Here is a 13,905-nt window from a genome sequence, read left to right as displayed (position 1 = left end):
CGGCATGAACAGGATGTATGAAAGCGATGAGGCGGTGGCGCAAAAAGCGGTAGGGCTGTTGGAGCTGACGTCGCTGAATGCTGATGATACGGCGGAGCGCATCGTTGCATTGTGTGAGCGGGCGTTAACACCCGTAGGAAACGTCGCCGCAGTATGCGTGCTGCCCAGGTTCGCCGGGCTGGCGCGGCGTACGCTCGATACGTTGTTGGCGCGCGAGATCAAGGTCGTGGCGGCGGTCAACTTCCCCAATGGTGGAGCGTCGATCTCCACGGTTGAGTCCCAAACCCATGCGGCCATGCTCGCGGGCGCCGATGAGATCGATCTGGTTTATCCCTTCCATGCACAGCTTGGCGGCGACAAAACGGTCGGCGGCGAGATGATCGCAGCGTGCAAGGCGAAATGCGGAACGCGGGGTCGGCTGACTGTGACGCTGGAAACCGGTGTACTTCGAGACCCTCAGATCATTCATCAGGTGTGCCGCACAGCGATTCGTGAGGGCGCGTCGTTCCTCAAGACGAGCACTGGTAAACAGGGCATCAGCGCGACCCCGCAAGCGGCGCGGATCCTGATTGAGGCGATTGCTGAGATGGGTGCACAAGTGGGCTTCAAGGCGTCTGGAAGCATGCGGACATTGCGCGAAGCACGTATTTATATGGATGTCGTGCAAAACCGCTTCGGACCATTGTGGCTGGAACCGGGCAAGGTGCGGTTGGGCGCTGCCAGCCTGCTGGATGACTTGCTGACGCATCTTGGCGTTCGCCTTTGAATGACGCGCCGTAAATCACGGGCAAAAAAAGACCCGGCAAAAAGCCGGGTCAAAAACCGTGATTAGCCTGATGAGGAGATAATCTGAGAGTCCGAACCAAGGAGCCTTTCAGGTTACCAGCCAGTCTCGCGACCGGATGTGATAATCATAGTGATTCTCATTTGTAAGTCAACAGGCAATCTCAAACTATTTTCAGGGTAGGTTCATAGAGGCGGCCATCTGAGTGTCATGACTGCCCAGTTTCTCCAGCAGTTTGTTTTTATCGTCCTGGGAAAGACTCAGCCAGTGCCTGTCTCGCAGCGCGCCTTCGATTGAGTAGAGCAACACCTTGGACGTGCAAAACCCTCGGGTCTTGACGGCTTGATAAGCGTGAATGGCGCCGATTCGGCGAAGGTCTGCTGCATTGTGAATCCCGACCGCATGTAGCCACTGGGCCGATGTCTTGCCCAGATTTTTCATCTGTAGCAGTTCGTCTTCCATGATGCCTCCTGCAGGTATAGCTCCGTGTTTTGTAACCTCTTGGGCTTGTAAAAACTACAGATGCAAGCCATGGAATGAGTCTAGGTGCTTATCCGGACTCTCTCGAGTCGGGAGCGCGAAAATACCGACTCAGCCGCCGGACGGCAGCGTGAATGGGAAATCGACTGCGATGGCCCGGCATTTTTGCGCAGGCAGGGCAGGGACCGTCCTCGCGCGCGGGGCGAAAGCCGTGTTGGCTCAGCGGTAGCGCAGGCGGGTGCCGAAATTGACCGACATGAGGATTTCGTCCGCGCTCAGTTCTACCGGAAAGTAGGCCCCGGAGATTTGAGCATGAGCGATGCTGGCGCCTTCCAGAGAAGCAGTGCGGAAGTCGACGCCGCGAAGATCGGCGCAGCGGAAGTAGGCGTCGGAGAAGTCGATATCGTCGGCAATCAGTTCGCGCAAATCCAGGCCGCGAAAATCTCCGCCCGCCAGATCGATGGGGGCGGTTTTAGGGCGCTGCAGATTGAAGGCATTCACGTCATCTTTTCGCAGCAGGGCGAAGAGCGGCGAGTCGAGTTGCTTGGGCTGGTTCATCTGGCGCCACCTTGTTGGAATTCTGGCGCCACTATCATCGAGCCGTGAAGAGACAGCCTTCACGATTCGATGACGGGTGCCAGGGCTGGTTACAACCCCGGCAGGTACTGACGGATATCGTCCACCAGCTTATCCAGATCGCCGCTGACGTTGGTCTCGACATGCCGGCTGCGCAGCATTTCGTCTGCGGTCAGCGGCTCGCGATTGGCCAGTTGGGCTTCGATGATTTCCATGGTAGCGTCGGAAGGGTCGTCGTTCTGCGCCTGACGTTGCGCAAGCCAGCCCTGTATGACGGCCTTCGGCGCCGCGCAATCGAGGATCAGGAATGGTGTGCCGGTCGCTTCGGCAATTTGCGCGCTTGCCTGACGTTGATCCAGCTTCAGATACGTCGCATCGATCACCACTGGGAAGCCCGCGTGCAACACCAGCTCCGCCAGTTCGTTCAAGCGCTTGTAGGTTGCGGCGCTGGTATCGGCCGAGTACAGGTCATCGTTCTGGCTGAACAGACGCTTGCGTTCGACGTCCGAGCGCAGGCGAATGGCGCCAAGGGCTTCGACCAGACGCATGGCGACATGGCTTTTGCCAACGGCCGAAACGCCATGAGTGATCGCCAGGAAGTTCGACGGAATGGCGCTGTAGCTTTCCGCCAGATTGGCGTAGTTGCGGTACTGGCGCAGGGTGGTGGCGCGCTGAACGTGATCGGCATCCGCCGACAGGCTGAACAGCGCGACCTTGGCCCGGACCAGTGCGCGATAGGCTTTATAGAAGTTCAGCAATTCCAGGCCGGCGTAATCACCGGTATGCGCCAGATACTGGCTGATCAGACGACGCGACAGGCTCTTGAGGCCGCGGTCTTCCAGGTCCATGGCCAGGAAGCCGATGTCGGCGTAGACGTCGGTCATGCGGAACGGCTCGTTGAACTCAATGCAGTCGAAAATCACCACCTTGCCGTCGATCAGGGTGATGTTGCCCAAGTGAATATCGCCATGGCATTCGCGAATGAAACCGTCGGCCTTGCGCTGGCTCATCAGCGGTTTCAGACGCTCGTAGCTGGTCTTCGCCCAGGCTTCCAGCGCATGCAACTGCACGAGATCGGCCTTCTCACTGAGGAACGGCAGAATCTGTTCGAAGTTCTGAGTGACCGGTGCCATCGCGTTTTCAGGCGAGCCCAGCGGATTGTCTGACGAGACACGTGGAGTCGCTTGATGGAATTCGGCGATTTGGCGTGCCATCTCGTCGATGTGCGCAGTGGTCAGCTCGCCCTTGGCTTGCAAGGTGCTGAGCAGACCGTCCTGCGGAAATTGACGGATCTTCAGGGCGTACTCGATCGCTTCGCCGGTGCCGCCCAGCTGCGGAGCTTCAGCGGTGCCGGTGATCGGCAACACTTCCAGATACAAATCTTCGGTCAGGCGCTGATTGAGCTTCAGCTCCTGCTGGCAGAAGTGTTCGCGAGCCGACAACGTGGTGAAATCGAGAAAGCCGAAGTTCATCGGTTTCTTGATCTTGTAGACATAGGGGCCAGTGAGCAGCACCCAGGAAATATGCGTCTCGATGACCTGAAATTGCTCCACCGGATGGGGAAACAGGGCAGGATTTTGCAGCGCTGCTATCAGTGTCTGGCTCACGGACGGTCCTTGAAAGAAGATAAGTCGAGATGAAGTGACTAAAGGTGGCCATTATGGCCGCTCGGCGCATTGCTGCAAACCGCTGCGAGGGTGGTCTGCCGAGGACCTTGAAAGTGCGTATAATCCGCCGCCATGACTCGATCCCGCACTTCGAAAAAATCCCCCAAACCCGCCAACAGCCGCCTTCGCGGGCTGTTGGGCTGGGCCTTGAAGCTCAGCCTCGTCGGTCTGGTCGTCCTGGCTTGCTTCGCCGTTTACCTGGACTCCATCGTCCAGGAAAAATTCTCCGGCAAGCGCTGGACCATTCCGGCCAAGGTCTACGCGCGTCCGTTGGAGTTGTTCGTCGGCCAGAAGCTGTCCCGCGACGACTTCCTGATCGAACTCGATGCCTTGGGTTATCGCCGCGAAAGCGTTGCCAATGGTCCGGGCGCGGCGGCGGTGAATGGTAACAGTGTCGATCTCAATACCCGCGGCTTTCAGTTTTATGAAGGCGCCGATCCTGCTCAGCAGATTCACGTACGTTTCTCCGGCGACTACGTCGCCGACCTGACTGCTGCCAATGGCGCCAAGCTGGCCGTGGCGCGCCTCGAGCCGTTGATGATCGGCGGGCTTTACCCGAAAAACCTTGAGGACCGGATTCTGATCAAGCTCGATCAGGCGCCGCCTTATCTGCTCGATACGCTGGTGACGGTCGAAGACCGCGATTTCTATCACCACTTCGGTGTGTCCCCCAAATCGATCGCCCGTGCTTTTTGGGTCAACGCTTCGGCGGGGCAGATGCGCCAGGGTGGTTCGACGCTGACCCAACAGCTGGTGAAGAACTTCTATCTCACCAGCGAGCGCAGCATCACCCGCAAATTGACCGAAGCCATGATGGCGATCCTGCTGGAGATCCATTACAGCAAGCAGGAGATTCTTGAGGCGTACCTCAACGAGGTATTCGTCGGTCAGGATGGTCAGCGCGCGGTGCACGGTTTCGGTCTGGCCAGCCAGTATTTCTTCAGCCAGCCGCTGTCTGAGTTGAAACTTCATCAGGTCGCGCTGCTGGTCGGTCTGGTCAAAGGTCCTTCCTATTACAACCCGCGCCGCAACCCGGATCGTGCGCTGGAGCGCCGCAATCTGGTGCTCGACCTCCTTGAGCAGCAAGGCGTTGCTTCGGCTGAAGCGGTCGCTGCTGCGAAAAAAATGCCGCTGGGCGTGACCAAAACCGGCTCTCTGGCCGACAGCTCGTTCCCGGATTTCCTCGATCTGGTCAAGCGTCAGCTGCGTCAGGATTATCGCGACGAAGACTTGACCGAAGAGGGATTGCGCATCTTCACCAGTTTCGACCCGATTCTGCAGATGAAGTCCGAGGCGGCGGTGCGCGAGAGCTTCGCCAAAATCGCTGGCCGCAAAGGCGCGGACGAGATGGAAACGGCGATGGTCGTGACCAACCCGGAAACTGGTGAAGTTCAGGCGCTGATCGGCAGTCGCCAGGCAGGGTTCGCCGGCTTCAACCGTGCGCTGGATGCCGTTCGCCCGATCGGCTCTCTGGTCAAGCCGGCGATTTATCTGACCGCGCTGGAACGCCCGCAGCAGTACACGCTGACCAGTTGGGTGCCGGATGAGCCGTTTCAGGTCAAAGGCGCGGACGGTCAGATCTGGAAGCCCCAGAACTTTGATCACAAGGCTCACGGCAACATTTTCCTGTATCAGGGGCTGGCACATTCCTACAACCTGTCCAGCGCCAAACTGGGTCTCGATCTGGGCGTGCCGAACGTCTTCAAGACGCTGACCAAGCTCGGCGTTACCCGCGAATGGCCGACCTTCCCGTCGATGCTGCTGGGGGCTGGTGCCCTGAGTCCGATCGAAGTCGCGACCATGTATCAGACCATTGCCAGCGGTGGTTTCAACACACCGTTGCGCGGGATTCGCAGCGTGCTGACCGCCGAGGGTGAGCCCCTCAAGCGTTACCCGTTCCAGATTCAGCAGCGCTTCGACCCAGGCTCCATTTATCTGCTGCAAAACGCCATGCAGCGCGTGATGCGCGAAGGCACGGGCAAGTCGGTGTACAACGTGCTGCCAAGTACGCTGAATCTGGCGGGCAAGTCGGGCACGACCAACGATTCGCGTGACAGCTGGTTCGCAGGTTTCAGTCAGGATCTGCTGGCGATTGTCTGGATGGGCCGCGACGACAACGGTAAGACGCCTTTTACCGGCGCGACAGGTGCGCTGCAGATCTGGACCAGCTTCATGAAAAAGGCCGATCCGCTGCCGCTGGACATGGCCATGCCTGATAACGTGGTGCAGGCATGGGTCAATGCTTCCACCGGCCAGGGCACCGACGCCAGCTGCCCGGGTGCCGTGCAGATGCCGTATATTCGCGGCAGTGAGCCGCAACCGGGGCCGACGTGTGGCGGGCCGACAGCGCCTGCCGAGTCGGTGATGGACTGGGTCAAAGGCTGGTTGAATTAAGCGAAGAGGATGTGAAGTGAACAAGTGGTGGATTCCGGCTTTAACGGCGCTGGCTTTGCTTAACGGTTGTGCGACTCAGACGCGCAGCGCGATTCCGGTGGTGGACTCAGGTTCTCGGTTGTCCAACGGCGAGCGTGTCTCGGCCAACCGTAACAGCGCTGCTCAGGCCCCGGCACAGGCCCCGGCCCAGGGGCAATCGATTCAGGAAGATTCGGGTGTCACGGTCATGGTGCCGGGCGGCGCCAACGCCAGCGCGGCGCCGATCTCGACGTTCGTGCCGCCGACCACGGCGCCCATCAGTACAGCGCCGATCGACACCTCCCCGGCCACTCAGGCGCCGCCGGTCAATAACGGATATACGCCGCCAGCGGCGACCAACAACACCTACAACATGCCGTCGTCGGCACCGACCGGTATTCCGTCGGCGTCCAGCGGTGGCTTGTCGGCTGATGAGCAGTTGGAGGGTCCGGTACTGGCGCTGCTGACCACCGCTCAGCAACAGCAGAGCAGTGGTGACCTCAACGGCGCGTCGTCGAGCCTTGAGCGAGCACAGCGCGTTGCCCCACGCGAACCTCAGGTGCTCTACAAGTTGGCGCAGGTTCGTCTGGCCCAGGGCGATGCCCCGCAGGCCGAGCAGCTGGCGCGTCGCGGTCTGACTTACGCCAACGGCCGCGCCAGCCTGCAAGCCAGCTTGTGGGGCTTGATCGCACAGGCCCGTGAGAAACAGGGTGATGCTGCAGGTGCAGCGCTGGCTCGGCAGAAGGCTAATGGATAAACGTTTCCCCAAGGTTGCCGATCAGTTGTTGCTGATCGAGCGCGAGTTACGTGTGCTGGGCTGGTGGAAAGAGGTGCCGCCCAGCGACGAGGCTCTGTCGAGCCGCGAGCCGTTCTGCGTAGACACTCTGGATTTCGATCAGTGGCTGCAATGGATATTCCTGCCCCGGATGAAAACCATCCTGGAGCAGGATCTGGCGCTGCCCAATGCTTCGGGCATTCTGGAAATGGCGCAGATGGTCTACGCCAGCCGCGCCCAGGAAACGCGGAATCTGCAAGAGCTGCTGGCGCAGTTCGATCGCCTGATCACCGAATCGGTCTGACACTCAGTTGCAAGTATCGTCGATGGACTTCTTGACCTCGGCGATACGTGCCTGACGCTCTTCTTCAGTAAAGCGCCTGAATTCCCCGTTCACTTCCTCGCGTACCCTCGGGTTGTTTTGCAACTGCGCGAGGTTGGTGCGTTGAGTCGCGCAGTACTCCTTGCGCTTGGCTTCCTGAGCCGCGACCTGTTTCTTCACCTTCGCATCGACGGCCTGCTGCTCTTGCGAGGAGTCCGTTCGCGCCGGTGATGGCGGCGGTGGTGTGACCGGCTTCTGAGTGTCGACCTCCTGCACGGACTGTCCGACCGGCGGCTGAGCGTCGAAATGCGTGACGCCCTGGGCATCGACCCATTTGTAGATCTGGGCCGCGTAAGCCGTAGTGGAGCCGACTGCCATTGTCAGCGTGGCGGCGAGAATCATCCAACGCATACTGCTTCCTTAACTCCGGGTGCTGTTCGGGTGAAACCTACCACAAGCGTGCCTCAACGACCTTATACGGTGCTTTTTCAGCGCCTGTGGGTGAAGAAAGCGCATCGATGACTTGACTTGCGGGGAGCGAATCAGAACAATCCAAAGTTCGCTGTAGAGGGACTGCCAGAAGCAGACCGTCTCGGTAGATCATGAGGCGCACACCCGCGTCGACCTGTTACACCCGCAACGCGTTACCTCGCGCTGGGTGGGATGACCCCGAAACACTTAGGGAGCTCCCAATACTTGCTCAGTCAGTGCTGACGTAGTCGGCGACCACCGTCGCTCATGCTCTGCTGGCAGTAAACCTATTAAGACCCGTCTCCTCGTTTGTGTGGACGGTATTCTGGCGTTTTAGAGGTGAACAACGTGGAGCTTTTATCTGGCGCTGAAATGGTCGTCCGCTTTTTGCGTGACGAAGGCGTTGAGCATATCTATGGGTACCCAGGCGGTGCCCTCCTGCATATTTACGACGCGCTGTTCAAAGAACCGGCTGTGAGCCACATCCTCGTTCGTCACGAACAGGCTGCTACCCACATGGCCGATGGTTATGCCCGCGCCACCGGCAAGGCTGGCGTGGTACTGGTGACCTCAGGGCCTGGTGCCACAAACGCCATCACCGGCATCGCGACCGCCTATATGGATTCGATTCCAATGGTCGTTCTGTCGGGTCAGGTCGCAAGCACCATGGTCGGCACCGACGCCTTCCAGGAGACCGATATGATCGGTATCTCCCGCCCGATCGTGAAGCACAGCTTCATGATCAAACACCCGTCGGAAATCCCGGAAGTGCTGAAGAAGGCGTTCTACCTGGCGCAGTCCGGTCGTCCTGGTCCTGTCGTGGTCGATATCCCGAAGGACATGACCAACCCGGCCGAGAAGTTTGAATACGTTTTCCCGAAAAAAGCCAAGCTGCGCTCCTACAGTCCGGCTGTTCGCGGTCACTCGGGGCAGATCCGCAAGGCTGTGGAAATGCTCGTGGCGGCCAAGCGTCCAGTCATCTACGCCGGTGGCGGTGTGGTCATGGGCAACGGTTCCGCGCCGCTGACCGAACTGGCTCAACTGCTGAACGCGCCAGTCACCAACACCTTGATGGGCCTGGGCGCCTATCCGGGCACCGATCGCCAGTTCGTCGGCATGCTCGGTATGCATGGTAGCTACACCGCCAACCTGGCGATGCACCATTCCGATGTGATCCTGGCCGTCGGCGCACGTTTCGATGACCGCGTTATCAACGGCCCTTCGCGTTTCTGCCAGGGCGCCAAGATCATCCATATCGATATCGACCCGGCTTCGATCTCCAAGACCATCAAGGCCGACGTGCCGATCGTGGGTCCGGTGGAGAGCGTGTTGACCGAAATGGTCGCGACCCTCAAGGAAATCGGCGAGACCCCTAACAAGGAATCGGTGGCGACCTGGTGGAAGCAGATCGACGAATGGCGTGCTGGCGGCGACCTGTTCCCGTACAACCGTGGCGACGGCAGTATGATCAAGCCACAGACGGTGATCGAAACCCTGTGTGAAGTCACCAAAGGGGACGCTTACGTTTCCTCCGACGTTGGCCAGCATCAGATGTTTGCCGCGCAGTACTACCGCTTCAATAAGCCCAATCGCTGGATCAACTCCGGCGGTCTGGGCACCATGGGCTTTGGTCTTCCGGCCGCCATGGGGGTTGCGCTGAGCTTCCCGGATGCCCAGGTTGCCTGCGTGACCGGCGAAGGCAGCATTCAGATGAACATCCAGGAGCTGTCGACCTGCCTGCAATACAACTTGCCGGTGAAAATCATCCTGCTCAACAACGGCGTGCTCGGCATGGTCCGCCAGTGGCAGGACATGAGCTATAGCGGTCGCCACTCGCACTCCTACATGGAGTCGCTGCCTGACTTCGTGAAGCTGGTCGAAGCCTATGGGCATGTCGGCATGAAGATCACCGATCTGAAAGACTTGAAGCCGAAGATGGAAGAAGCGTTCGCCATGAAGGATCGACTGGTGTTCCTCGATATCCAGGTCGATGTCGCCGAGCATGTGTATCCGATGCAGATCAGAGACGGCTCGATGCGCGATATGTGGCTGAGCAAGACGGAGCGGACTTAATCATGCGGCATATCATTTCGCTATTGCTGGAAAACGAACCCGGTGCCTTGTCTCGCGTCGTCGGCCTGTTTTCGCAGCGCAACTACAACATCGAAAGCCTGACTGTGGCGCCAACCGAAGACCCGACCCTGTCGCGTCTGACGCTGACCACCGTCGGTCATGATGAGGTGATCGAGCAGATCACCAAGAACCTCAACAAGCTGGTCGAAGTGGTCAAGCTGGTCGATCTATCGGAAAGCGCTCACATCGAACGCGAACTGATGCTGATCAAGGTCAAGGCCACTGGCGCCCAGCGCGCCGAGATCAAGCGCACCACGGACATCTTCCGCGGCCAGATCGTTGATGTTTCCAGCAGTGTCTACACCGTGCAGCTGACAGGGACGAGCGACAAACTGGATAGCTTTATCCAGGCCATTGGCACCACCGCCATCCTGGAAACCGTACGCAGCGGCGTCACGGGCATTGCCCGCGGCGACAAAGTGCTGAGCATCTAACCTACACACATTTAGCGAATGGCCTGAACGGCCAAGATAACAGGGGAATTTCATGAAAGTTTATTACGACAAAGACTGCGACCTTTCGATCATCCAGGGCAAAAAAGTTGCCATCATCGGTTACGGCTCCCAGGGCCACGCTCAAGCGTGCAACCTGAAAGACTCCGGCGTTGATGTCACCGTTGGCCTGCGTAAAGGTTCGGCTACTGTCGCCAAGGCTGAAGCCCATGGCCTGAAAGTGACTGATGTTGCTTCCGCCGTTGCCGCTGCTGACCTGGTCATGATCCTGACCCCGGACGAATTCCAGGCCCAACTGTACAAAAACGAAATCGAGCCGAACATCAAGAAAGGCGCCACCTTGGCCTTCTCCCACGGTTTCGCGATTCACTACAACCAGGTCGTCCCTCGTGCTGACCTGGACGTGATCATGATCGCGCCAAAAGCGCCAGGTCACACCGTACGTACCGAATTCGTCAAAGGCGGCGGTATCCCTGACCTGATCGCTATCTACCAGGACGCTTCCGGCAACGCAAAAAACGTTGCGCTGTCTTACGCTTCGGGCGTTGGCGGTGGCCGTACCGGCATCATCGAAACCACTTTCAAAGACGAAACCGAAACTGACCTGTTTGGCGAACAAGCCGTACTGTGCGGCGGTACCGTCGAGCTGGTCAAAGCCGGCTTCGAAACCCTGGTCGAAGCTGGTTACGCGCCGGAAATGGCTTACTTCGAGTGCCTGCACGAACTGAAACTGATCGTTGACCTCATGTACGAAGGCGGTATCGCCAACATGAACTACTCGATCTCCAACAACGCCGAATACGGCGAGTACGTGACCGGCCCTGAAGTCATCAACGCTGAATCCCGTCAGGCCATGCGCAATGCTCTGAAGCGCATCCAGGACGGCGAATACGCGAAGATGTTCATCGCTGAAGGCGCAAGCAACTATCCATCGATGACCGCCAAGCGTCGTAACAACAAGGCTCACGGCATTGAAATCATTGGTGAACAACTGCGTTCGATGATGCCTTGGATCGCGAAAAACAAAATCGTGGACCAAACCAAGAACTAAGATTTTCTGAGTCTGGTTCAAGAAAACGCGGCCTTCGGGTCGCGTTTTTTCGTTCTGGGGAGCTCATCTGGTATAAAGCTGCATCGTTTGCTGGCGCGACGTCGCCGCGAGCATTTGTCGAAAATTCATAGCTGCAAGGTATTGTCCATGAGCGAACGTCCCGAAGAGCCAAACAAGGCCTCTGACGCCGAAAGCCTGCTACCGATCGATGAACATATAGAAGAGGGCCACGACGCCGAAGGGCGCAAGGTTCGCCATCGCGGCATTTATTTGCTGCCCAACCTGTTCACCACTGCGAATCTGTTTGCCGGTTTCTACGCAATCATCAGCTCCATGAGTGCCCAAAGCGCACTAAGTGCAGGCGATCAGGTAAGCGCGAGCAAGTATTTCGCCTTTGCCGCCATCGCTATTTTCGTCGCGATGGTGCTCGATGGGCTCGACGGGCGCGTTGCCCGCATGACCAACACCCAGAGCGCGTTCGGTGCCGAATACGATTCCCTGTCGGACATGGTTGCCTTTGGTGTCGCTCCTGCGCTGCTGGCCTTCGGATGGGCGCTGGGTGACATGGGCAAGGTCGGCTGGATGGTCGCCTTCATCTATGTTGCAGGCGCTGCGTTGCGTCTGGCGCGCTTCAACACTCAGGTGGGCAAGGCTGACAAGCGTTACTTCATCGGTCTGGCCAGCCCGGCGGCAGCAGGTGTCGTGGCTGGCACAGTCTGGGCGTTCAGCGATTACGGTATTCAGGGCTCAAAGCTGTCATTTCTCGTAGCACTACTGGTGGCGGCCGCGGGGATGCTGATGGTCAGTAACATCAAGTACAACAGTTTCAAGGAACTGGACCTCAAGGGGCGTGTGCCTTTCGTCGCCATCCTGGCGGTGGTGCTGGTGTTCGCTGTCGTGTTCAGCGACCCGCCGCGCATTCTGCTGCTGATATTCCTCGGCTACGCAGCGTCTGGTCCTGTGCAATATCTGTTGCGGCTTCGTCGTCACAAATAGTCCCAGAGATTCATTTCCCCCCGGACTCCACAGTCCTATAAGGTGCATCCATCTGCCGACTGTGGAGTTGCCATGCTTATCAAGATCCCAGCCGCATCCGCCTGCAATGAATCGGATGTCACGCCCGAATCCATTTACCTCTCTCGCCGCGCTGTCTTGGGGGCCTCTCTTGCGGGCGTTGCCGTGAGTGCTCTGCCCGGTTGGGCTCACGCCGCTGATCCTTCGCGATACGACGGGGTCGAGGCTGGAAATGCGCCGACCTGGTTCAAAGACAAGTTGCCCTCGACCAAGTGGGAAGCCGTGACCGTTCAGAATGAAGCCATCACGCCATTCAAGGACGCCACTCACTACAACAATTTCTACGAGTTCGGTACCGACAAAGGCGATCCGGCACAAAATGCAGGCTCGCTGAAAACCGAGCCCTGGACTGTTGTCATTGATGGGGAAGTAGGCAAGCCCGGTCGCTATGCGCTGGAAGACTTCATGAAGCCCTATCAGCTTGAAGAGCGAATCTACCGTTTACGCTGTGTCGAGGCGTGGTCGATGGTTATTCCGTGGATGGGCTTCCCGATCTCCGAGCTGCTCAAGCAGGTTGAGCCGACGGCCAACGCTAAGTACATCCGATTCGAGACGCTGCAGGATCCTAAAGCGATGCCGGGGCAACGGTCTGGCTTTGCGCTAATTGACTGGCCATATGTGGAAGGGCTTCGATTGGATGAGGCGATGAATCCGTTGGCGATCCTGGCGGTAGGGATGTATGGCCGCGAACTGCCAAACCAGAACGGCGCGCCACTGCGGTTGGTGGTCCCGTGGAAGTACGGGTTCAAGAGTGTGAAATCGATCGTGCGTATCAGCCTGGTCAGTGAGCAGCCGGAAACGACCTGGCAAAGCATCGCCGCGAATGAATATGGCTTCTATGCCAACGTGAATCCTACGGTCGACCACCCTCGCTGGACTCAGGCTCGCGAGCGTCGGTTGCCGAGTGGATTGTTCAGCCCCAATATCCGGCCGACGGAGATGTTCAACGGGTATGGGGAGCAGGTTGCCTCTCTCTATGCGGGTATGGATCTGCGGAAGAACTATTGATGCGTTATCTGCTTTGGCGCCTGGCGGTCTTTTTAGCTGTGTGCGTTGCACCGGTTATGTGGCTGCATCAGGCTTGGATTCTGGACCTCGGGCCTGATCCCGGGAAAGTGCTGGTCGACCGTTTCGGTCTTGGTACCCTCGTACTGCTATTGATTACCTTGGCGATGACGCCGCTGCAGCGAATCTCCGGTTGGGCAGGGTGGGTGCTCGTTCGTCGTCAGTTGGGCCTATGGTGCTTTACTTATGCGCTGCTGCACATGTTGGGGTATGGCTTCTTTATTCTCGGATTCGACTGGGCGCAGTTGGGCGTCGAGTTGGTCGAGCGTCCTTACATCATCGTCGGCAGCATCGCGTTTCTCTGTCTGCTGGCGTTGGCGGTTACGTCCAATCGTTATAGCCAGCGTCGATTGGGTGCGCGATGGAAGAAGCTGCACCGCCTAAGCTATCTCATTCTCGGGCTAGGGTTGCTGCACTTCCTATGGATAGTCCGCGCCGATCTTAAGGAGTGGGCTATATACGCTGGGATTGGAGCTTTCCTGTTAATCCTGCGAATCCCTGTGATTACTAAGCGAATCCCACGTCGAATGAGCAAGAGAGCGGCGGCTGTAACAAAAGTTTAAATAAGTGCTTGACGCCCCTCTGAATCTCTCTATAATTCGCCCCACTTCCGGCGCAGACGAAACGGAAAACTCCTTGGTAA

14 protein-coding genes are annotated in these 13,905 nt (G+C 58.3%); 10 read left to right on the top strand and 4 right to left on the bottom strand.

Annotation, left to right across the window (positions count from 1 at the left end; genetic code table 11):
- The first annotated feature begins 4 nt into the window (after positions 1 to 4).
- Complete coding sequence (gene deoC / locus CE491_RS05160; RefSeq protein WP_234407517.1) at positions 5 to 766, top strand: deoxyribose-phosphate aldolase; 762 nt, start codon at positions 5 to 7, stop codon at positions 764 to 766.
- Positions 767 to 958: 192 nt separating this feature from the next.
- Here the strand turns inward: deoC and CE491_RS05155 are convergent, their stop codons facing one another.
- The 3 genes from CE491_RS05155 to CE491_RS05145 all read right to left on the bottom strand — a co-directional run bounded on the left by CE491_RS05155 (position 959) and on the right by CE491_RS05145 (position 3,447).
- Positions 959 to 1,246, bottom strand: a complete 288-nt coding sequence (locus CE491_RS05155) for a TfoX/Sxy family protein (protein ID WP_110947288.1) — start codon at positions 1,244 to 1,246, stop codon at positions 959 to 961.
- A gap of 237 nt (positions 1,247 to 1,483) precedes the next feature.
- Positions 1,484 to 1,822, bottom strand: a complete 339-nt coding sequence (locus CE491_RS05150) for a pentapeptide repeat-containing protein (protein WP_110947287.1) — start codon at positions 1,820 to 1,822, stop codon at positions 1,484 to 1,486.
- Between the two features lie 89 nt (positions 1,823 to 1,911).
- On the bottom strand, positions 1,912 to 3,447 hold the full coding sequence (locus CE491_RS05145; protein ID WP_110947286.1) for a bifunctional aminoglycoside phosphotransferase/ATP-binding protein: 1,536 nt from the start codon (positions 3,445 to 3,447) through the stop codon (positions 1,912 to 1,914).
- Positions 3,448 to 3,579: 132 nt separating this feature from the next.
- Here CE491_RS05145 and mrcB point away from each other — a divergent pair, with 132 nt between their 5' ends.
- From mrcB to CE491_RS05130, 3 genes are read left to right on the top strand one after another with little or no spacing between them, the layout of a single operon-like run.
- Entirely contained in the window at positions 3,580 to 5,901 is a 2,322-nt protein-coding gene (gene mrcB / locus CE491_RS05140) for a penicillin-binding protein 1B (RefSeq protein WP_110947285.1), read from the top strand.
- A 16-nt stretch (positions 5,902 to 5,917) separates the two neighbouring features.
- Positions 5,918 to 6,676 (top strand): tetratricopeptide repeat protein, encoded by a 759-nt coding sequence (locus CE491_RS05135; RefSeq protein WP_110947284.1) that lies wholly within the window; start codon positions 5,918 to 5,920, stop codon positions 6,674 to 6,676.
- The gene (locus CE491_RS05130) at positions 6,669 to 6,998 is read left to right on the top strand and encodes a YqcC family protein (RefSeq protein ID WP_110947283.1); all 330 of its coding nucleotides are present in this window, start codon (positions 6,669 to 6,671) and stop codon (positions 6,996 to 6,998) included. The genes CE491_RS05135 and CE491_RS05130 overlap by 8 nt, the downstream gene beginning before the upstream one ends.
- 3 nt (positions 6,999 to 7,001) lie before the next feature.
- On the opposite strand, the gene CE491_RS05125 is transcribed toward CE491_RS05130, so the two are convergent.
- Entirely contained in the window at positions 7,002 to 7,427 is a 426-nt protein-coding gene (locus CE491_RS05125; protein WP_110947282.1) for a DUF4124 domain-containing protein, read from the bottom strand.
- Positions 7,428 to 7,835: 408 nt separating this feature from the next.
- On the opposite strand from CE491_RS05125, the gene CE491_RS05120 reads away from it, so the two are divergent.
- From CE491_RS05120 to msrQ, 6 genes are all read left to right on the top strand, one after another.
- Positions 7,836 to 9,560: an acetolactate synthase 3 large subunit gene (locus CE491_RS05120; RefSeq protein WP_110947313.1), complete on the top strand. Its 1,725-nt coding sequence runs from the start codon at positions 7,836 to 7,838 to the stop codon at positions 9,558 to 9,560.
- A gap of 2 nt (positions 9,561 to 9,562) precedes the next feature.
- Positions 9,563 to 10,054, top strand: coding sequence for an acetolactate synthase small subunit (gene ilvN / locus CE491_RS05115; RefSeq protein ID WP_093469284.1), 492 nt, complete (start codon positions 9,563 to 9,565; stop codon positions 10,052 to 10,054).
- Between the two features lie 52 nt (positions 10,055 to 10,106).
- Positions 10,107 to 11,123, top strand: coding sequence for a ketol-acid reductoisomerase (gene ilvC, locus CE491_RS05110; protein ID WP_110947281.1), 1,017 nt, complete (start codon positions 10,107 to 10,109; stop codon positions 11,121 to 11,123).
- 147 nt (positions 11,124 to 11,270) lie between these two features.
- Positions 11,271 to 12,119, top strand: a complete 849-nt coding sequence (gene pssA, locus CE491_RS05105; RefSeq protein ID WP_110947280.1) for a CDP-diacylglycerol--serine O-phosphatidyltransferase — start codon at positions 11,271 to 11,273, stop codon at positions 12,117 to 12,119.
- A gap of 72 nt (positions 12,120 to 12,191) precedes the next feature.
- Positions 12,192 to 13,205, top strand: a complete 1,014-nt coding sequence (msrP, locus tag CE491_RS05100; RefSeq protein WP_110947279.1) for a protein-methionine-sulfoxide reductase catalytic subunit MsrP — start codon at positions 12,192 to 12,194, stop codon at positions 13,203 to 13,205.
- Positions 13,205 to 13,825 (top strand): protein-methionine-sulfoxide reductase heme-binding subunit MsrQ, encoded by a 621-nt coding sequence (msrQ, locus tag CE491_RS05095; RefSeq protein WP_110947278.1) that lies wholly within the window; start codon positions 13,205 to 13,207, stop codon positions 13,823 to 13,825. The genes msrP and msrQ overlap by 1 nt, the downstream gene beginning before the upstream one ends.
- The last annotated feature ends 80 nt before the right edge of the window (positions 13,826 to 13,905 follow it).

It is taken from the genome of Pseudomonas bohemica (assembly GCF_002934685.1).
GTDB lineage: Bacteria > Pseudomonadota > Gammaproteobacteria > Pseudomonadales > Pseudomonadaceae > Aquipseudomonas > Aquipseudomonas bohemica.
This window is presented reverse-complemented; position numbering and strand designations above follow the sequence as displayed.